We start from the raw sequence: 19,567 nt of genomic DNA on the forward strand, positions 1-19,567 counted from the left end.
CGTGATGGCGAAATCCTCGAAGCTGGTCGTCGCCCGGAAGGGGCGCGTGCTGATGGTGAGACGCAGGCGCGACGGCCTTTGGATGTTTCCAGGCGGACGGAGGCGGGCAGGCGAGAGCGACAGGAGCTGCCTGCGTCGCGAGATCAAGGAGGAGCTTCCCAAGCTCAAGCTCGGGTCGTTGAAACTGTGGACGGAAGTGAGAGCGAAGAAGAGCCGAACCGGCCGGCGGATGAGTGATGCCATTTTCCTGGCCAAGAAGGTAACGGGACGGCTGAAGGTCGGGGACAAGAAGGAGATCGATCGTGCGGTCTGGCGCAAGCCGCGTGGCGCCAGATTGACGCCGACTTCGCGCTACATCCGCGACAAGCTGTTTCCCAGGCGAGGCCGCCGCTAGGTCGCCGGCGCCAGGCGATTCCTTCGGATTGAGGTCTGCCCGTCATGCGCGGCTAAAAATGCTCGTCATTGCAGCGCCTGCAGGCATTCGGCCGGTCTTCAGTTCGTCCGCGTGAGAACCCGCTGGGCTTCGTTGTGCTCTCCTCCGACGTCAGTCATTTCTACGAGAACATGGCCAGCGAGCGCCCGTTCACGACCGCCTTTCATGTCGGCGACATGCTGGCGGGTTTCGACAAGCTCCGCGCTGTCGCACCCGACGCGGACCACATCGTGCCCGGTCACGATCCGCTCGTCATGAAGCTCTATCCGGCGCCGAGCCCGGACCTCAGCGGTGTCGCGGTCCGCCTCGACGTCGCGCCGTCTGTGGGTGCTCATTCCTGAGACGGCCGGTGGGCGCCGGCGTAACCTGGGCTTGGAAAATCGATTTTCTAAGCCGTCGTGCCCGGTTCGAACAAGCCTGCTGGCTATTCCGTCCGGGTAGGGAACGGCTCATACGCGGCTCATGGATTTACGCAAAGCGTCGACCAGTAGCCAAAATTGAGCGTTCGTCGTGTTTTTCCGCTGCCGCCTTGTGTTGATCCCGAACAAGCTTCTACGATAGCTCGTTCCCATCTCGAGTTGGGCGCAGCCGCCAATTCTTGTCTTGTTTGCGATGTTGTCTGGGAGACTGCCGTCAAGCATAGGGTTGCTGGTAACCTCGGCCGGGATTCCTGCAGCATCCAATTCTTCCAGAACGATATCGCGCAACTCGTCGTCCAGTCCGCCGAGCTGAATTCTTCCATTCGCCTGGGTGTCCGTACAGCCGTGCAAGCTGATACAACGTTGAGCGTTTTCGACCAACTTCGTGGCTATTGGCTCATCGTAGTGGGAAGCCGTCACATGCAGGTCGCCGTTGCTGGAGGGCAACAACCCTTCAAACAGCCAGAGGTCAAGCAATCCAAGACCATCAACTGCGGTCGCCAGCGTAGTCGGATGATAGCCGGCCGTAGCTAGAGCGATCTCGCTTGTGCCGGTCTCAATGCCACCTCCGTGGAGGGCCATGATGATCTTTTGTGTTTCCGTGTTGTCCGTAACCTGTTCTTCCACCAGTTGGCGCCACTCATGACGTAGCCATCTTTTTCCATATGCCATCCCTTCGACATTGTTCGGATCATCGTACAGAGCAGTCATGGAATCATACTTGTCGGGTCCTCGCGGCATATCACCGATCTCCGTGCAGTCGGCTTGAATGATCAAGAGCCAGTCGCGGCGTGCGGCTCTTGCTGGCGAATGGTGGACCTCCGGACACGATAAGGCTGCGGCCCTGACTTCTTCGAGAACGCGTCGCCCGGACCCGACTGGCGATCCGGATCGGACCATTTAGGTTGCAGGTTTCAGTTCGACATTCTTACCCGCCACCCGCCTTCTCGATCATGCGCATGACGGCATGGAGCTCCCTCTCGTAAGTCGGTCCGGTGGCGTAGCCCGCGCGAGCGACTTCGGTTGCGAAGGCGTATGGGTCGTGGGTGACCGCGAACGCCTTGGCGTACCGCTTGTTGCGCGCCAGAAATGAGCCGTGCTCGCTGAACGCGGTGGCAGCGTCGGGATAGACGCGGAACCAGTCGCGCACGACATAGTCGTACTTGCCGTCGGGCCGCGGCGTCACCGAGATCACTTCGGGGAATTTGGCGTCGGGCCGCGACATGACCTCCTTGGTCTTCAGCAACTGCCGCATGTTTTCGGGCATGCTGGCTTTTGCCTTGATACCGAAAAAATTGAAGCCGGGCGCATGCGCACCCCAGCCGGATTCCAGCGCTGCCTGGCCGAGCGTTACCAGGGCGGGTACGCGGCTCGCCGCCTGCGAAGCCCTGGCTGACTCGCCGAACGTGGCGACGAACGCTTTCGGCGCGAGCTTCTTGCCCGGCGCGTAGGGCAAGGGCGTCGGCGCAGGAGGCGTAGGAGCGGGGGCGGGCGGCAGCGACCGGCCAGCCAGCGCGGCGCCAATCGCGGCCTTGGTCGCCGCGCCGACGACGCCGTCGGCCTCCAGCCCGCCGCGCGACTGAAACCCACGCACCGCGCGTTCGGTGTTCGAACCAAAATCACCGTCCACTGCCAAACCGTAGCCGAGCCCGACAAGGGCGCGCTGCAGGCTGCTCACGCCGTCGCCTTTGCTGCCCCGGCGCAGCGTCGGTCCGAGCATGAGTTCGGCAACGCCTTTGAGGCGGTCCACCAGCCCCGGATCGCCTCCCGCTTCGCTCGCGAGCAGGGCTTCCAGGGTGAGGGTCTCGTCGGCTGGAGATTCGCCCTCGCAGGCGGCGCGCACGTCCTCACCGTCGCTGAAATTCTCCTGCCAGTTCTCTTGCCAAGTCTCCTGCCATCCCTCGTCCTCGGCTTCGCTCTGCGCGCCCGGCAGCGGCGCGAGGTCGAGGTGGAAGTGGATGATAAGGGGATGCGGTCCATGCCAGTTGAGCCCCGTCACGCGCTTGTTCTTGTCTTTGCGCGTTGTGCCGACGAAGATCACGTTGCGCTTGCCGGTCTCCCGGTTGATCTCGTCGGCGACCGCGAAATCGTTGTAGATGATCCGCCATTTGGCCGGCATCGCCTTCGCAGTTTCGTTCACCGCGCGCAGCAACCTCAAGGCATCGTCGCGGAGATAGAAGCCGCGAGCGTCGCGCCTGTTCAGGAACAGATCGAGCGAATAGCCGCGGTCGTTGAAGCTCCCGCCGCCATGTCCGCGATAGGTACCCGCTCCGAGGCCTGCGCCGTAGCGGCGGCGCAGCTCGGCAAAGAAGCGGACCATGATCGGCGCGACAGGCGCCTTGTCGCTTCCGTCAATCGGCGCGTGACTGACCAGCTCCACCCGCTGCGCCGGCGGCCCGAAATCGCCGAGCGAGCCGCCCGATGGCTCGGTGCGGAAGCGCATCTCTTCCTCGCGGCTGATCATCCAGGCGCGGCGGAGAACGTCGTCGGCGTACTTCGTCCCGAAGCGCATGCGGGCGCCCTTCAGCGTATCCTCGTAGTCGCCGCGCAGCGCCGCGCTTCGTTCGTCGGCCGAAGGCTTTCCGCCCGTCCGCCGCGACCACTCCGCAGCCAATCTGGCAATGAAGGCATCGAGATCCTCGTCGACAGGAAGCGGCGCAGGCGGGGTCGGTGCCGGCGGGATGGGAGCAGGTGGAGTAGGTAGCGGCGCGATCTTGCCGCCGAGCGCTGCGGCGATAGCCGCCTTGGTGCGCGGGCCGACCACGCCGTCGGCGGAGAGGCCTGCGCGGGACTGAAAGGCGCGGACCGCTTTTTCGGTTGCATCGCCAAATCGTCCGTCGATTTCGCCCGGCGAATGGCCGAGTTGCGCCAGCGCGCGCTGCAGCGCTTCGACACCGGCGCCGCCGTTGCCGCGGCGAAGCGTCGGTCCGACCACAAGAGCCGAGGCGCCCTGCAAGAGGTCGGCGGCTCCACCGGCCTCGGTGTCGAATGCGCGCACGCCGACGCCTGCAGGCCATCCTGCGTCATCCGATTCCGGTTCGAACCACTCGGCCTCGAATTTTCGGGGCGCCGAGTGGGCGCCGCACCCGCATCCGCACCTTTCGTGCTCGATTTCGTCCTCGGACGATTCAGGCCAGCGCGTGTCGGAGAAGTCTTCGTCGAGCTTGCCGCCAGGAAGGCCTGCTTCCACGTCCAGCCAAGCTAACGATTCCCCGTCGGCTCTCTCGAAATGTGTTTCCGCGCTCGACATCGCATCGAAATTCTCAAAGGCCTCGCCATCCGAGGCTGTGCCGAGCTCGCTCAACAAGGTCGGGAGCAGTTTACCGGGCAGCGCGCAATGGGTGATCGAATTTGGCACGGGGCGCAGCGCCACCGCGCCCGCATTGGCGCGGCCGTCGAATTTGTCGGTCGGAGATTTGGCGCGGTAAACGATGTCCACGCCCAAACCCGGCCGGGCTGCGGAGAGCGCCTTGAACGCCGCGATGGGCGGGCTTCCGTAGGTGGCGTCAAGAACCCACACCTTGACGAGCTTCGCAAGCGCGCCGGTGCCGAGCGCCGTGGATTTGTTCGCGTTGGCGAGCGGATAGAGCACGCCGTAGGCGCGCGAGTGCCCGGAAATGACGAGCCGGCCGATTTGCGTGCCGCTCCGCTCGAGGCGGCGGTCCGCCTCGCCCAGCACTTCGGCAAACAGCGCATTGAGCTGCGCAGGCCGGTCGAGGCCGTGTGCACTCCAGCCTGCGTCGCTCCCAATCTGGAGCTGCGGCACGATCAGCAGCATCGGCCGGCCGCTGTCGGTCACGATCTTGCCGAGCCGGAAGGTCGCCTCCGTCACGATGCCCGCAGGCATGGCTCGCGGCACGCCGCAAGGACTGAGCAGCCCGTGGATGTAGAGCAACATGTCGACCGGCCCGCTGCCTCGAACGGCCGCAGCCGACGCGAATACGGCGATCTTTGTGCCGGTGACGCGGGAGCGGTAGATCCATAACGCGCCGTCAAGATACGGCTTCGTGGACGGAACGACGGCTTCGCTTTCGAACTCGCTCGTGATCGTCGGCTTGCGGCGAAACTCCCAGTGCCATTCCTCGGTCGGCAACTGCTCGAAACCGTAGGCCGCCGCGTTCTGCTTCAGCCATCCATAGAACCAGCTCCTGCGCCAGGCCGCTCGCGCTGCGTCACTGCTACTGTTGGCAACCTCGAATCCCGCTTTTCTGTTCTGATAGAAGTCGACGGCAATTCCGTTCTGGTGATTGCTGTAGCCTGGCGCCGCAATCAGGCCACCCAGGCCAAAGCCGCCGAAGGCCTTCGACTTCAGCATGTAGGCGGCTGCTGCCTTCGAATGTGGACCTTCGGCAAGAGCTTCGCGGTGCGCGCGTGTCCGGTTGTAGTAGCCCTTGAAATACCCGAGCCACAGCGAGCGCTGGTGCTCACTGCCGCGATAGCCGCTTGCTGCCGTCAATCGTTTCGTTCGCAGCGCATCTGCATCAGCCGCAATCTGAGCCTTCTGCAGATCTGCATTTGCAGCGGCGAGCAGGCGGCCTGCGGCCCGCGCAGTCTCCGGCCGCGTCTTGACGCTGGTGCCCGGGATCGTCTCGACCTGAGTGCTGCTCAGGTCGGGCAGGGGAGCACCCCTGGCCTTGCGGCTGCGGGCGATATGCTCGGCGAGCACATTGTTGCGAAAGGCGATTTGCTCCGCTGTTGCGGTCCACGCCTCGGACTCGAGATACTCGTCCTCACCTTCGTGTTCGTCTTCGGCGCAGCGGCTGGCTCCGGACTCCAGCTCGCGAGCCTCCTCGAGCTCGCGCGCCCAAGGCTCCGAGCTTTCGTCTCGCGCGGCATCGTTGTCCGCGGAAAAGCCATCCGAATTCCACGGCTGGGCTTCAAGCCCTGTGAACGAGGTTTCATCGTAATCTTCCGACAGCGAGCCTTCCAGCTCCGGCTCGAAGCTCTCGCTCAGCAGGGTCATGCCCTCGACGGCGAAGAAGGCGTAGCTATCCGCGTTGTTCAGAGCCTGCTTCGGGGACAGGGTCGAGTATTTCGGTTCGTGCTCGTAGGCCTGGTCCTTGATGCCGACATAGCGATGCGCGACCTCGTGGATGAGGGTCACCTCCTGCGTGTCGGGCGCCAGCGCGCTGAAGTTGCAGTGCCTCGGCCGCGTGTCGAAGCAGATGTGGACTTTGCCGAAACCGCCGAACAACTGCGTCGTCAGGGCATAACCGCAGACGGCTCCCTTGCCGTCCGTGGCGCAGTCGGTCTCGCCGCGGAACTTGATTCCATCCTTCAGCGCCTTTTCGATCCGCATCAGCCGTGTGACGATGTGATGGAGATCGTCGTGCTTCGTGGTGTGAAAATGCCGCAGCAGCAGCTGCCGCGTGGCTGCGCCCATCCGATCCGGCCGTCCGTACGCGCTGCCGACGAACGAGGCCGCATGCTGCACTGCGCGCAGACACCGTTCGGTGACGTCAAGCAGCAGCTGCTTTTGCGTCGACGTACAGTTCGCGAAGGAGTGGGGTGAGCCCAGTTCTCCCTCCTCGAGGGACTGGGATTCGCCCGCACCAGTCCACTCCGCTTCGCCCGAAAAGGCCACGAACGGGTTGTCCTCGAGCGTGGCGAACGCTTCAATTCCGCTGTGGTTCTCCGGCTCGGACGTCTCCGCGAACGGAGCGTCGAGGCCGAGCGGGTCGAGCGATTGGAAATCCTGCGTGGACCCGTGCATCGTCTGCCTCCTGCGTTGACCTCAACGTGCGCCGACGAGCAGTGGCGGTCGGGTCGGCGGCCGCATCTCGATCGGCTTTGCGCGTGTCTTCAGATCCTTGCCAGTTGCGGATGCCCACTCAGTGATGACCCGCCTGCTCGAAGCCCCGATCGGCGAAGCTGCGCCCGGCGGCGAACCGACCGGCGGCTGCTCGAGGTAGAGAACCCACGCCAGTTCAGGTCCGGACACGACGCCGGACTCGACGATGCGCAGGAACCGGGAAAGATCGCCAGCCATCGAGAACAGAGCCGACGACCTGCTGTGCGGTGCGAGCCCAACGCGCTCGCCGATCATCCGCAGGCGCTCGTAGGGGCTCGTGGCGTTGGCAACCAGATCCTCGACCACCGGCGTGTTGGCGCTTAGCGTCAATTCGGCCCAGCCGAGGGCCGTTGCCGCGACCAGCTCCTCCCGACTGAGCAACTGATTTTGCCGCCGGGCGCGCAGTGCAAATCGCAGTGCTTCGGCGATCCTGAAAATCCGATCGTCGTCTGAGGCGTTCACGCCGGATGTGTTGCGAACGTTGGTGATCGCCTGCCACAATTCAAAAAGGAGTTCCTCGAACACCTGGATGAATGACGCGTTCGCGTGCGTGGCCTTGTCGTAGGTGGGCGGCCGGTTGTCGTCGGTGCCGAATGCCAGGTCGAGGCCGAAGAGCCGCCAGTATGCGTTGCGCCGTACCGCCTCGGGATCGGGACGGATGACACTGGTGGACAGCCACGGGGCAAGCGGATTGGCGGCACCAAACAGCAGCACCTCGGTGATCTCGAGCCAACGCTGGGTCGCGATTGACGGGATGCCCAATCCCTCGCCGGAGCGATACTCCCGGAGGACGCGGCGCAGGATCTGGATGGCGCGTGTGTTCTCCAGAACGTAGCTGTAGCCGAGGTGGTCCCATTGCGGGACACCGGCCAACGACGGATCCGGGATGAATGGCGCGAATGCGCCGATGTCGTAGCGGAGGAAGGCCAGCCGGGCCGGGCTGGCCGGCTGCGGATTCGGCGGCGGTCCCCATACGCGAAAGGCGTTCCAGACCTGTTCCATGTGGAGCAACAGATCGAACGGATCGCACATGAGCACTATTGCGGCCGCCGCGTCGCGCGACATGTTGGACGGCGGCGCCATCATGCGGTCAATCAGCTGCTGGATCATGACTAGTACCTTTCGTTGTCGCGTGGGCGCGGAACGACCTCGCCGATGAATGGAACGGGACGCGTTGGTATCGGCACGGTCGATGCTCCCGACCAGCTCGGCCGCGCTGTGGCTTCGATCATGCTTGCAAGACGCGCGTTCACAGCGCCATCCGCGATCGGAACGCGATGAGGTCCGATCTCCGCCAGCGGTGCGAGCTTGGTGGACAGTTCCTCGAATCCGTTGGTCAGGATGCATTCGATCGCGCTCATCTGCGACAAGCGGCTCAGCGCCTGATTCAAGTGGCACAGCTCCTGCTCGCGCTTCGCATCGCGCTCGTGCAGTTCGTTGATGGTCTGCTTGAGGAGGTCGATCTCCTCGTTGCGCGGGTGCCCGTCCGATTGGCGTTTGGCAAGCTCCAGCACGGACTCGGATCCCGCCGAAGATGAAGGCTTCTTGGCCATGTCGTATTCCTTTCTCAATTCACGCCGCTTCGGCTTGGTTGATGAACCAGCTGCGTGCGCGTTCAATCCACATCGGTGCAGTCTCCGGACATTCGGCCTCGCGCAGACCGGCGAGTGCGACGATCCGTATTCCCTCACGCTGCCGCCACGCCGGCGACGTCCAGAGCGCTGCGCCAGCGGTGTGTTCGAGCTCGGCAAGCGCCTGGGGGGAGACGCGTTTTGGATCGAGCGCGTCGGTCATCGGCCGGCCGCCGAGCCCCGGTACGGGCGCTGAGAGACACGCTTCTGCGATCCTTGGCATCGCGGCCTTCGAGCGGGCGAGCAGGGGCTGCAGCGTCTCTTCGGCGAGGGCGATCGGATAATGCGCTTCCATGGCCCGTTGCAGGGCATTCCATGGGCCCTTATCGCCGAAGCAGAGGCGTGACATTGCGCAACCGAGGACTGTGCGAAGCCACCCGATCGGGTGCGGGTCGCCCACCGGCCATTGCAGGATGGTGTCGGCATTGCCGACGACGTCGTAGAGCGCCGCCGTCGAGGCATAGCCGGTGTGAAGAAAGGCAAAGACGTCGGCACCGATCTCGGAGGCCCAGGGTGTCCACATCGCCTGAAGCTTTTCATCGTCCTTCAGCGCGCGCGCTATGGCCGCTCGCACGGAGGGCGTCCAGCCGGTGAGGTGAGCGACCTGATGGCCAGTCTCGTGAAAGAGCGAGGTGGGGCGATAGAGATTGTGGCGCACGATCTTGATGGCGGCGACCGGCATGATGACCCCGGGCGCCCAGAGGCGGACGCCCGCGCGCAGGATCGATGCGCCGGTTCCCTTGTCCTGGTACACCAGCACTCTTGGCACCGGCTTCCTCGCCCGCTCGAGCACGCCCTGCATGCTCGTGACCGCAAGCCGGTCGAGCGTCGTGAGCGCCTCGCGCAGAGGCGCACTCGTTCGCGAGTTCACGGCATCTCCGAGGAAATCGAGCGTGGTGTCGACCTGGACGTAGCGGCGACGGAAGCGCTGGACACCGGTCGAGGCGGCTGGAATGCGGGCCGGATTCTTCCGCGCCTCGGCAACGACCCGCTGCGTCGCCTCACCGAGCTCGATGAGTTCCTCGACGACCGCGTTGATCTGCTGGCGCAGCGGCGCACCGGTGTCGCGTTCCACCGACTTCCAGGCCTCGATCGAAGCAAACTCCTCGGCATCGCGAAACGTGCGAGCGGCCGCCAGCCAGTGGGCGACCTGCCGCTGGAGGTCCGAGGTGACGAGATGCTGGTCGATGTCACGCGTCACTTGCAGCCTCGCCCAGGTGTGACGGAGATGGCGATGCTCGGTGTGCCGCGCAGCGCGGCGCCGGACGGCGCGGACGCACCGCCGCGCAGCATCCTGCGGATCGCGTCGAGCCCGGGGACCGCGGTGAGGCGGATGCGAACCGTTACACCGGGATCGGGATGTCCGGCTGCGCGCACGAACGCTTCCGCATTGGCTCGCGCCCATTTCGTCAACGCCGGGATCACCCAGGCGCGCAGGCGCTGGCGCAGCTGAGCGGTCAGGCCGGGCGGCAGCAGCTTGCCCCTGTGGGCAGCGAAGTCCTCGAAAGTCTCGCCGTCCTCGCCATCCTCGCGCAACATCCGGAGAGGAGCCTGGCCGCCGGCGGAGAGTCGCTCCATGTCCTGGTAGGTCCTGGTGAGCGCCTGCAGCAGCGGGAGGCTTCCCTGGCCCTTGCGGATCGCCGCGACGATCTTCTGCGTCTCCGCCTCCGACAAGTAGATTCCGACGGTGATGCGCGCCTGGCGCATATTCACCGAAGCCCAGGCACAGCTTGCGCGCAGACGCCTGGCCGCGGCCTGTCCCGCCGGGCCCGCGGGCAAAGTTGGCGGCGCGCCGGCGCCGACCGGCTCCAGAATGTAGAAGCGCTGGCCCGCGGCGATCCGCTGTCGCGAGCGAAGATATGCGGCGGGCACCGCGACACCGAGCTTCGGTTCACGCAGTAGAACGCCGGCCGCCGCCGGCGTCAGCGGATGGACGTTGGCGGTGTTGATGTAGCCGCGGCCTGCGCCTGCGCCCGACCGGTCGGTGCGCACCATGCGCTGGAGCGTGGTGCCGGGCGCAGACTGATAGATGTGCATGCGCGCGCGGATCGGAAACTGCGCGCCCGCCGCCCGCATCGCCGCGCCGACCGTCGATCCGCCGAAGGTGGGCAGCGTGTCCGCAATCTGCGACGTCACCTGGATATCGGGCGTGCGGTTGTACTTGCGATAGGGCCGGAGGCTACGCGGGCGGCGGCTCACGAAGGTTCCGCCGAGCGACGGGGCCTGCTGCAGCGACGCACGAACGAAGCGAGGCGGGAAATGCGTTGCAACGGCTTGGCTAAACGCTTCTGCGGTCGCGAGCTGGGTCAGCTCTTCGTCCTCGAACACGTAGTCCTCGTTCTCGGCGAACTGGCGGACCGTATCCTCGACGACGCTGGCGAGCGCGACCGGCGCCACCTCGTCGCTGCGCTCGAGCTGCGCCCGGTCCTCGGCCTCGAGCGAGATGAGCCTCAGACCGGTATCTACGATGGCGTTCGACAGAGGCCCTTTGAGCTGCGGTCCTACCCATTTGCCGATCAACTGGCCGAGATAATTGGCGAGGAAGCCCACCACCTTCGGTCGACCGACGAGGTTGATTCCGAGCCGTAGCGCGCCGAGCAGGGCGGGAACGAATTGCTTGATCGCCGGCGCGAGATCTTCGTCCTCGTCGGCGTCGCGCAGCCGTTCGATCAGTGCGCCGCGGGCTTCGGCGAGCACCTCGAGTTCCCGCGTCTCGATCTCGCTCTCGTCCGTCGCACCGAACGCCTCGCCTTCGAACTCGGCTGCCGCATCGCCCGCCAGTACCTCCGCGATGGCCGCGTCGAAGGATTCGGCGAGCGACTCCATGTCGGTCAGGTTCGCCGGTGACACCTGAGCTTCGTCGATGCTCTCCTCCGCAGCCTCGGACGTGAATCGGGCGGCGAGCGCGCGTGCGTGCGGCTGCAGAGGTGCCGGCAGCCGGCCGATGGCGAAGGACAGGACGCGCCGGAGCAGGGGATTGATCAGGCCGCGCAGCTTGTTCAGAACCGGCCCGAGCAGCGCCCCCGCGACCTTGCCGACGCTCTTTGCCACATTGGCGACGGTCTTGACGACGCCCTTGGCTTTCTTGATGAGCTTGCCGATGAACTCCTCGCCGGCCGGCGTCAGCTCTCCGATCGATGGGTCGAATCTCTCCAGCACCTCATCGAGCTGTTGCTCTGAAAGGGAGCCGACGTCCAGGCCGGCCATCCCTGCTTCCAGCGTCTGCAGATACTGTTGCGCCTCGAAGCGCACCGGGGCGAGGTGCGCGTCGGCATAGCGTTCGCGCTCCTGTGCGGACGCCGGCGTCTCGCCGACGAACCGCTCGTCGAGTGCCTGCTCGGTCTCCTCTGCCAGAAACGCAAGCGCTTCATCGAACGCTTCGTCGCGAAGCTCGGCATAGACTTCGGCCACCAGGCGGTCGGTCTCGGACTGGCTTGCGCCGCCATCGAGCGTCGCTGTGAATGGTGTGAGATTCTCGCTCCACGGAGCGAAGCCGATCGCCGCGCCGTTGCCGGTTTCGGCGAAGGCTTCAGCGAACGGGTTTTCCTGCGCGGCGAAGAGATGGGATGACTCTTGTTGATTCAGCATCGCGCGACTCCGGCCTCCTGAACATCTGCGGTGCAGTTGAGCATGACCGCCGTCCGCCGCTGTGTGTGCCGCCGTCGCCTTGCCGTCTTGTTCGCGCGCTCAGTGCGTATTGCTGCCGTGGCCGCGGCGCTTTCCGAGGCGTCCACGCAGCGTCGCAGGATCGTCCACGGGCAGACGACGGCCGTCCCTGCAGACTCCGGAAAAGGAAGAGACAAAAAGGGAAGGGGAAGCTAGTGCGCGGTGCGTGAGGCGGGACAAATGCCGGCCACGCGCTTCGCCAGCGCCTCATCCGGGGCCACGCCCAGCTCGCAGGCAAGGCGCTTTGCCAGCGAACGGTAGCACTGGACCGCCTGGTAGCGATTGCGCTGGGCGAGATATGCATCGATCAGCGCTTCGGCCGCCGATTCGCGCAGCGGCTCGGCGGCGAGCGCGGCGACCCCCGCCTGTGCTGCCAGCGCGAGATCGCCACACGTCGTCATGATCCGGCAGGCCGCCTCGAGCGCCTCCACCCGCAGCAGGCGAAACGCCTCCTGCCCGGCGATCAGCCACTCCTCATGCCAGCCGGGCAGAACGTCGTTCGATAGCAATACGATGTCCTCGAAGGTAAGCGCTTCGCCCTTGAGGGCACGGGCCGCGGTGGCCTGTGCGCGCGAGAAATCAACGTCCGCCGACAGCACCAGCTCGTCGCCCATGGTCTCGATCCAGCCGGGCGGAACGTGCCACAGCGCGCGGCGGAGGTTGGCTCGGCCCGCGTCTTCGGCGAGATCCAGCCAGAGATTGCTAGCGGCTGCGGTGCGCGAGACCGGCCGGCCTTGAAGCGCGAGAAAGGCGAGAAGCCGGCGCGCCGGGAGCGAGAGGCGAACCATCGGGTGGACGCCAAGCCGCCCGAGAATGGCGACCTTGCGCTCCACTATCCTCTCACTGATGCCCCCCGTCATGAAGAGCCTTCCTGGGCGAGATTATGAAAAGTTCGACCGAGCTCTGGCCGGCCGAGTAAAATCTTCTGTTGGGCCGTTCGTATTCCGGCCGGTCCTTAAATTCTCGACACTAGGCTGACAACCGGCGTGGAATGGTACGCCCGCCGCCCGTCGTGGGCAACAAATCGGGTTGGAGCCCGAGGCCGGGACTTAGCGATAGATTTAATCGCGTTTTACTGTTCAATGGCGCGGGTGCGTGCGTATGCCGACAACCGTGTCCGAACACTGTGGCTAACACGAGGCCTGGTGGCAGTTCGCCGCGCGCGCAGAATTTGCCGCAGATATTGCACATGGGCGTGCCCAGTCCTGTGCACATGTGAACCTCACCACAACTCCGACACGCGTTGACCGAAATCAGGCTCGACGGATTTGCCGCCAGAGCAACCTGTGCTCGCGTGGGATGCGCGAGGCGGAACCCAGAGAAAATTCCGACCCGGACAGTCGCCCGATGCAGATCACTTCGTAACGTAGCGGTGTTTTCTATCCGGTAGTATGAACTAGTTCATTCTTGAGCCGCAACCAGAAGCTTCGCATCGAGCATAGCCGGTCGATGCAAGGATCGGTTGCAAAAATAAAGCGGCGCACGCATCTGACAAGAGTACTTCCTTGACCGTCTGAGGAGGACGCGGCTGTTCACGCCAGCTAGCCGCAGTATCCAATTTAGTTAAGTAGTGCCGACGTTTGACGCGAAGGCGGCGGTCGACTACCGCTTCGCGGCAAAGAATGAGCCCGGTAAGACCCGAATGCGATCGTCGACGGGATCTCGTAAGCGACACGCGCGCGATGGCGGACCAAGCTCTGCAGGCAGCCTATCGTTCGCAAGGCCTGGAGCCGGACAGTGACTCGAGTGCAGACAATTTAGCGTTTTGTTGAAGCGACGCCCGCGAGCCTGGGTCCGGTGATAAAGTCGATTGGGCTCAAGTCGGGGCAAGTGACTGGCTCGGTCATAGATTGGTGCGCGTTGCGTCCATGAGAGAGCAACCGCGGCACGTCTGAGAAGAATTTCCACGCAAACGCACTTCTTGCGTCAATTTTGTATTGCTGCTGAGAACTATGGATCCTGGTAGCAAGTCCCTTCCCCTTACCAGCAAAGCTTATGCTGCCGAGTTCTCGCATTGCAGCGGTGCACTTGGACGCCGCGCGCTAGTGTCTGGGATTTAGAGCACTGTTCAGGCCGTCGCCGATGAGGTTGAAGCCGATCACGAGCGTGATGATCGCAAGGCCGGGCCAAAGCGCCATCCATGGTGCCTCGCCGAGAAACTGGCGCGCGACATCGAGCATGGCGCCCCAAGAGGGCGCGGGCGGCAACTGACCTAGCCCGAGAAATGCAAGGCTTGCTTCTGCCAGAACTGCGATCGCCATGGTGAGCGTCGCCTGTACGATGGTGGGCGCCAGAACATTTGGCAGCACTTGCCCGGCCAAAATGGCGAAATGACCGAGCCCTTGGGAACGGGCAGCCAAGATATAGTCCTCTGTGCGCACAACCAGGGTCTCGGCGCGTGCAACGCGGACGAAGACCGGAACGGCAGAAATGCCGATTGCGACCATCGCATTCTCCAAGCTGGGGCCAAGAAATGCGGCCAGCGCAATCGCGAGCACGAGAAAGGGGCAGGCGAGCAGGGCGTCCGCAAGGCGCGAGATCACCATGTCGGCGAGGCCGCCGAAATAGCCGGCGATGAGCCCCAAGGGAAGTCCGACAAAGACCGCGACGGTTACCGAGATCACGCCGGCAGCCAGCGAGGCTTGCGTGCCGAAGACGACACGCGAGAGTACATCTCGACCGAGATCGTCCGTCCCAAACCAATGTGCCGCACTGGGCGCAGCACGCACGGCCATCCAATCGGGTGTGTTTGGATCGTAGGGCGCGAGCCACGATGCAAACACGGCCAGCACGATGAAGAACAGGATGATCGCGCCGCCGATCAATGCGGAAGGCTCGTGGAGCAGCCGGCGAGGTTCGGAGCCGCGCCCATGCGCCTGGGCTGCAATCGGCTGCGTCTCGATCGTGCTCATGATCGAAGCCTTGGATTGAGCGCGGCGTAGGCGAGATCGGCAATGAGGCTCATCAACAGAAAGATGGCTGCGGTACAGAGCACGACTGCTTGCACGACAGCGTAATCGCGGCTGAACACGCCATCGACGACCATCTTGCCAAAACCCGGGATTGAAAACACCTGCTCGGTCAGGACCGCTCCCGCCAGCAATTCGCCGAATTGAAGCGTGCCGAGGGTGACGACCGGGATCATGGCGTTCGGCAGGGCGTGGCGCAGCACGATCGTGCCTTCGCGGACGCCCTTGGCGCGGGCCGTGCGCACATAATCCTGCTTCATGGCCTGGATCATCGCGCTGCGGACATGGCGCATCATGATTGCAGCGGTGCCTGTGCCCAGCACGAGCGCCGGCATCAGCATCGTCAGCAGGTTTTGCCGGATGCTTTCGGAAGGCGGAACGAAGCCGCCTGCAGGCAGCCAGCCGAGATTCACGGAGAACAGCAGGATGAGCATGATGCCCAGCCAGAAGTGCGGAATGGAAAGTCCGGCCAGTCCAAACATGCTGGCACCGTAGTCGAGTGGCGTCCCGCGCCACAACGCGGCAAAGATGCCGATCGGTAGGCCGATGGCCAGGGCAACCAGCATCGAGAGGGTCGCGAGTTCGATCGTCACGGGGAGCTTCTCGACCAGCATCTTGCCGATCGGCAAGCGGGTTCGCACCGACGTTCCGAAATCACCCTGGATCACGGCTTTGAGCCAGATGGCATACTGCACCGGAACCGGATCGTTGAAGCGATACTTCTGCCGCAGAAATTCCACGACTTCCGGATTGTGCTCTTCACCGGCCAGCGCCAGTGCCGGGTCGCCGGGCAGCAGCTTCTGCAGCCCGAAGACCATCATCGACACCAGCAACAGGGTCGGCAACGAGACGGCGAGCCGCCGAAGAAGCAGGGTCTTCATCGACGCAAACTGTTGCTCACGCGGCCGGGGTGCTGCATACGGTGCGCCTCAGTTCGTCGGCTTGACACCGACCAGGCGGAGAAGACCGTCCGGAACCATCACGATGCCGCCGACCGACTTGCGGGCTGCGAAGAACCAGTTCGGGTGATAGAGCGGGATCGATGACAGGTTACCGAGATATACATCGGTGACCTTGGCGTAGAGTGCCTTGCGCTTGGTCTCGTCTGCCTCGGCCCGGGCCTGATACAGAATCACGTCGAGATCCTTGTTGCAGTACTTGTTGACGTTCTGCGAGCCCGCGCAGCTGAAGAAGGCAACCAAGGTCGGATCCGGATCCGCGCGGCCGCTCCAGTTGCCGATATAGGCTTCGAAATTGCCGTTCATGTAGCGCTCGATCGCCGTGGCCGTTTCCATCGGCAACAGCTTGACGTCGAAGCCGGCCTCACCCGCCATCGACTGGATGATCTGCGCGACGCGGGAATCTCCGGCCGTGTTCTCGAACTGCAGCTCCATCGGCACGCGGGTCATTCCGGCGGCGGCAATCATCGCCTTCGCCTTGGCGACGTCCCGCGCAGGCGCCTTGTGTGCGGCGTCGTAGTAGGGCGAGGAGGGCGGAATCATCTGGTTGTCGGCCAAGAACTCGCCGTTGAAGGCGACCCTGTTGATGACGTTGCGGTCGATCGAGAGCTCAAAGGCCTGGCGCAGCGCCGCGTTCTTGCCCAGCGGCGTGTCGGCCTTTGCGCCGGCTCCGACGTTGAACATCAGATGCGAAACGGCAAGCCCCTTGCCGGAATGCAGCGCAAGATTGGAATCGTCGCGGATGGTCTTGAGGTCGGTCGGCGCGACGCGCTCGGCGAGGTCGAGATCGCCGGCCCTCACCCGTGACAGCCGAACCGTCGAGTCGGGGACATAGAAGTAGACGACCTCGTCATAGCCGGTCTGTCCGACGTTCCAGTAGCCCGGATATTTCTTGACGCGAATGAGGTCGCGCGACTTGCGCTCGACGAATTGATACGGACCGGCACAAACCGGCGCGGCGGCAAATTCACCGGCTTTTTCCATGGCGGCCTTCGGCGACACCATCATGCCAGCACGGTCGCTGAGGTTGGCAAGCAGCGGGACGAACGGCTCCGACAGATTGAACTTCACCTTGTCGGCGGCGAGCGCCTCGACGCTCTGGACCGGCGCAAGCTCTGACTTTCGCTTGGAGTCCGGCAGCGTCTTCATACGCTCGATGTTGAATTTGACCGCGGCCGCATCGAACGCGGTGCCGTCATGAAAAGTGACGTTCTTGCGCAGCGCGAACGTGATCGACTTGCCGTCTGCAGCCCATTCCCATGATTCCGCGAGCTGCGGCACAATTTTCAGGTCGGGCGAGATATCAACGAGCTTGTCGCAGAGCGCCGCGAAGACAAAACGTCCCGTGTAGGTGCCGCCAAGTGCCGGATCGAGCGCATCAGGATCGTCCTGAATGCCGACCCGCAGCGTCGCTGCATTGGCTGAGGCCAGGCTCGATGCAATCGTGAAAAATGCCGCCAGCGCGATTCCGATCCGTTTCATCCGGAGGTCCCTTCGTCCCTAGGCTCTGCTTCCGCGGCGGAAGACAAGCACGGCCGGGTCAATTTGTAAATATGACGAACAAATGGGCGTCCTGATACGTACTGAGGTGCCAACCCGCTGGGCTATATGACGGAAAATCAAAAAAAAAGCCCTTGACGGAGGGCTGATCGAGCGATTTAGTTCTGAGAGTGGACGAATTGGACAGACTCATGCAGGACGCCCCGTCTTCGCCCGTTGCCCGACAGCAATCCGTGCGTCTTGTGGTCGAGCGTTTGCTGCGCGATCGATCAGTCTCGCGCGCCGAAATCGCGCGCAGCACCGGCCTGTCCAAGCAAACCATCTCCGAAGTGATGCGCGAGCTCGAGCGCGACGGCTGGGTGCGCGAGGACGGGCAGATCCAAGGCAACGTCGGAAGAAGCGCGGTGACGTACGCGCTTCGGCCGGACGCCGCCTTCGTCTTGGGCATCGACCTCGGCGGTACGAAACTGCATGTCGCGCTCGCTGATCTGCACGGCGAGATCGTTGCCGAGAGCATCGAACCCACCTCCAACGACGGTGGCCGTGCCGTCGTCGCCCAGATAGGGCGTATGAAGGATGCGTTGCTGGTGCGGGCCAATGTCCCGGCGCAGCGCCTGCGGGGTGGCGTCATGGGAAGTCCCGGCATGGTTGATCCGGGATCCGGCAGCATCGTCATTGCGCCCAACATTCCCGGACTTGATAGCCTGGATGTAAAGGCTGCCTTGCGCGAGCAACTCGGCATCGAGGTCCTCATCGAGAATGACGTCAATCTCGCTGCGATCGGGGAGCATTGGCGCGGCAGCAGCCGCGCAATCCGCAGTTTCGCCTTTATCGCGCTCGGCACCGGCATCGGCATGGGCATCTTTTCGGATGGCAGCCTTGTGCGCGGCGCACGGGGGAGCGCCGGCGAGATCGCCTATCTGCCGCTTGGCGGCGATCCCTATGACGCACGTGGTCTGAAATACGGCACGCTGGAGACCGCCGTCGGCAGCGCCGGCATCGTCGAGCGCTATGTCGGTCTTGGCGGCGCGCCCGCCAGCACGGTGCGCGATGTCTTCGACCGGCTGCAAGGCGAGGAGGCAGCTCGGATCACCATCGATGAGATCGGCCGGATCCTCTCGACCGCCATTCTGGCCGTGCACAGCGTGCTGGATCCGGAAATCATCATTCTGGGCGGGAGCATCGGAGCGCGGCCCGAGTTGAAGCATCGTATCGACGACTATCTGGAGCGCTGCATGCTTCAACCGGTTCGCATTGAGCTCAGCACGCTCGGCAATCGCGCCACGCTGATCGGCGCGATCGGTAGCGCGATCGACCTCATGCATCGGTCGCTGTTCGGCATCGGCCGCGGGTCGGGCCCCCTCGCGCTGCCATTTGCGGCAGCAGAAGTCGCGGCATGAAAGAGTACGCACCGAGGATCGAGATCGTACGGAGCGCCGCTGCCGCAGCTGCCGCGGAACGGGGGGCTGAACGCATCGTTGCCTGCATGCGCGATCGGACGCAGCTGACCCTCGGCCTTGCGACGGGCGCGACGATGACGCCGCTGTATGCCCGTCTCGTCGCGGCAAGCCGTGCGGGCCTGATCTCGTTTCGCGAGGTGACGTGCTTCAACCTCGATGAATATGTCGGTCTTGCGCCGAGCTCGGCGGGAAGCTTTCATCGCTACATGCATGAACATTTGTTCGGGCACGTGGATATCGAGGCCGGGCGCGCAAGGCTCCCCAACGGCATGGCCGAAGATGTCGCGGCGGAGGCAGCCGCCTATGAAGCGCAGATCGCCGCAAGCGGAGGCATCGATCTGATGCTCCTCGGCATCGGCGCCAACGGCCATATCGGCTTCAATGAGCCGGGCTCCGATTTCGCCTCGCGGACCCGCGAGGTCGAGCTCGATGAAGCGACGCGTGTTGCGAACGCAGGCGGCTTTCCGGACCTCGCTCATGTTCCGCGGCGCGCGATCACGATGGGGATCGCGACAATACTGCAGGCCAGGAGCATTCTTCTGGTCGCAACAGGGTCGGAGAAGGCGGCCGCAGTCGCAGCCGCAATCGAAGGTCCGATTGGACGCGCGTGCCCGGCCTCGGCGCTTCGACTGCACCGCAACGTCGAGATCATCTGCGACGAGAAGGCTACCGCTGCACTGGCCAAACGGCCCCGGAACGAGACTCGGAGAACCGCTTGAATTGGCGACAGCGCGATTTC

The 19,567-nt window shown here is 64.1% G+C and carries 14 protein-coding genes; 4 read left to right on the forward strand and 10 right to left on the reverse strand.

Annotated features, from left to right (window positions below):
- The first annotated feature begins 4 nt into the window (after positions 1–4).
- Together DCG74_RS20095 and DCG74_RS20100 are read left to right on the forward strand one after the other, a co-directional pair.
- The gene (locus tag DCG74_RS20095) at positions 5–394 is read left to right on the forward strand and encodes an NUDIX hydrolase (protein ID WP_172788020.1); all 390 of its coding nucleotides are present in this window, start codon (positions 5–7) and stop codon (positions 392–394) included.
- A gap of 68 nt (positions 395–462) precedes the next feature.
- On the forward strand, positions 463–774 hold the full coding sequence (locus DCG74_RS20100; RefSeq protein WP_246571007.1) for a hypothetical protein: 312 nt from the start codon (positions 463–465) through the stop codon (positions 772–774).
- Positions 775–882: 108 nt separating this feature from the next.
- On the opposite strand, the gene DCG74_RS20105 is transcribed toward DCG74_RS20100, so the two are convergent.
- From DCG74_RS20105 to DCG74_RS20155, 10 genes are all read right to left on the reverse strand, one after another.
- Positions 883–1,629 carry a poly-gamma-glutamate hydrolase family protein gene (locus DCG74_RS20105; RefSeq protein WP_172788021.1) on the reverse strand — a complete coding sequence of 249 codons (747 nt, stop codon included), beginning with the start codon at positions 1,627–1,629 and terminating at the stop codon, positions 883–885.
- 151 nt (positions 1,630–1,780) lie between these two features.
- Positions 1,781–6,565: a peptidoglycan-binding protein gene (locus tag DCG74_RS20110; protein WP_210268449.1), complete on the reverse strand. Its 4,785-nt coding sequence runs from the start codon at positions 6,563–6,565 to the stop codon at positions 1,781–1,783.
- Positions 6,566–6,586: 21 nt separating this feature from the next.
- Positions 6,587–7,753 carry a hypothetical protein gene (locus tag DCG74_RS20115; protein WP_172788022.1) on the reverse strand — a complete coding sequence of 389 codons (1,167 nt, stop codon included), beginning with the start codon at positions 7,751–7,753 and terminating at the stop codon, positions 6,587–6,589.
- Positions 7,754–7,755: 2 nt separating this feature from the next.
- Complete coding sequence (locus DCG74_RS20120) at positions 7,756–8,196, reverse strand: hypothetical protein (RefSeq protein ID WP_172788023.1); 441 nt, start codon at positions 8,194–8,196, stop codon at positions 7,756–7,758.
- A 19-nt stretch (positions 8,197–8,215) separates the two neighbouring features.
- Entirely contained in the window at positions 8,216–9,475 is a 1,260-nt protein-coding gene (locus DCG74_RS20125; RefSeq protein WP_172788024.1) for a hypothetical protein, read from the reverse strand.
- Complete coding sequence (locus DCG74_RS20130) at positions 9,472–11,862, reverse strand: hypothetical protein (RefSeq protein WP_172788025.1); 2,391 nt, start codon at positions 11,860–11,862, stop codon at positions 9,472–9,474. Before DCG74_RS20130 ends, DCG74_RS20125 begins: the two co-directional genes overlap by 4 nt.
- Before the next feature lie 230 nt (positions 11,863–12,092).
- Positions 12,093–12,800, reverse strand: a complete 708-nt coding sequence (locus DCG74_RS20135; RefSeq protein ID WP_210268450.1) for a BTAD domain-containing putative transcriptional regulator — start codon at positions 12,798–12,800, stop codon at positions 12,093–12,095.
- 1,182 nt (positions 12,801–13,982) lie between these two features.
- A complete protein-coding gene (locus DCG74_RS20145; protein WP_172788026.1) occupies positions 13,983–14,852 on the reverse strand; it encodes an ABC transporter permease in 870 nt (289 codons plus the stop codon).
- A complete protein-coding gene (locus tag DCG74_RS20150; RefSeq protein WP_172788027.1) occupies positions 14,849–15,790 on the reverse strand; it encodes an ABC transporter permease in 942 nt (313 codons plus the stop codon). The genes DCG74_RS20145 and DCG74_RS20150 overlap by 4 nt, the downstream gene beginning before the upstream one ends.
- Before the next feature lie 48 nt (positions 15,791–15,838).
- Positions 15,839–17,350, reverse strand: a complete 1,512-nt coding sequence (locus tag DCG74_RS20155; RefSeq protein WP_172788028.1) for an ABC transporter substrate-binding protein — start codon at positions 17,348–17,350, stop codon at positions 15,839–15,841.
- A gap of 209 nt (positions 17,351–17,559) precedes the next feature.
- Here DCG74_RS20155 and DCG74_RS20160 point away from each other — a divergent pair, with 209 nt between their 5' ends.
- Both DCG74_RS20160 and nagB read left to right on the forward strand, forming a co-directional pair.
- Complete coding sequence (locus tag DCG74_RS20160) at positions 17,560–18,768, forward strand: ROK family transcriptional regulator (RefSeq protein WP_210268451.1); 1,209 nt, start codon at positions 17,560–17,562, stop codon at positions 18,766–18,768.
- A complete protein-coding gene (gene nagB / locus DCG74_RS20165) occupies positions 18,765–19,547 on the forward strand; it encodes a glucosamine-6-phosphate deaminase (RefSeq protein ID WP_172788029.1) in 783 nt (260 codons plus the stop codon). Before DCG74_RS20160 ends, nagB begins: the two co-directional genes overlap by 4 nt.
- Positions 19,548–19,567: the final 20 nt, after the last annotated feature.

The sequence above is a fragment of the Bradyrhizobium sp. WBAH42 genome, assembly GCF_024585265.1.
In the GTDB taxonomy this organism is placed as follows: Bacteria; Pseudomonadota; Alphaproteobacteria; order Rhizobiales; family Xanthobacteraceae; genus Bradyrhizobium.

What these genes read in the sequence shown, in the direction of transcription:
- DCG74_RS20095 (WP_172788020.1), top strand. Translation starts at nt 5, where the DNA reads ATGGCGAAATCCTCGAAGCTGGTCGTCGCCCGGAAGGGGCGCGTGCTG.
- DCG74_RS20110 (WP_210268449.1), bottom strand. Translation starts at nt 6,565, where the DNA reads ATGCACGGGTCCACGCAGGATTTCCAATCGCTCGACCCGCTCGGCCTC.
- DCG74_RS20115 (WP_172788022.1), bottom strand. Translation starts at nt 7,753, where the DNA reads ATGATCCAGCAGCTGATTGACCGCATGATGGCGCCGCCGTCCAACATG.
- DCG74_RS20120 (WP_172788023.1), bottom strand. Translation starts at nt 8,196, where the DNA reads ATGGCCAAGAAGCCTTCATCTTCGGCGGGATCCGAGTCCGTGCTGGAG.
- DCG74_RS20130 (WP_172788025.1), bottom strand. Translation starts at nt 11,862, where the DNA reads ATGCTGAATCAACAAGAGTCATCCCATCTCTTCGCCGCGCAGGAAAAC.
- DCG74_RS20135 (WP_210268450.1), bottom strand. Translation starts at nt 12,800, where the DNA reads ATGACGGGGGGCATCAGTGAGAGGATAGTGGAGCGCAAGGTCGCCATT.
- DCG74_RS20145 (WP_172788026.1), bottom strand. Translation starts at nt 14,852, where the DNA reads ATGAGCACGATCGAGACGCAGCCGATTGCAGCCCAGGCGCATGGGCGC.
- DCG74_RS20150 (WP_172788027.1), bottom strand. Translation starts at nt 15,790, where the DNA reads ATGAAGACCCTGCTTCTTCGGCGGCTCGCCGTCTCGTTGCCGACCCTG.
- DCG74_RS20155 (WP_172788028.1), bottom strand. Translation starts at nt 17,350, where the DNA reads ATGAAACGGATCGGAATCGCGCTGGCGGCATTTTTCACGATTGCATCG.
- DCG74_RS20160 (WP_210268451.1), top strand. Translation starts at nt 17,560, where the DNA reads ATGCAGGACGCCCCGTCTTCGCCCGTTGCCCGACAGCAATCCGTGCGT.
- nagB (WP_172788029.1), top strand. Translation starts at nt 18,765, where the DNA reads ATGAAAGAGTACGCACCGAGGATCGAGATCGTACGGAGCGCCGCTGCC.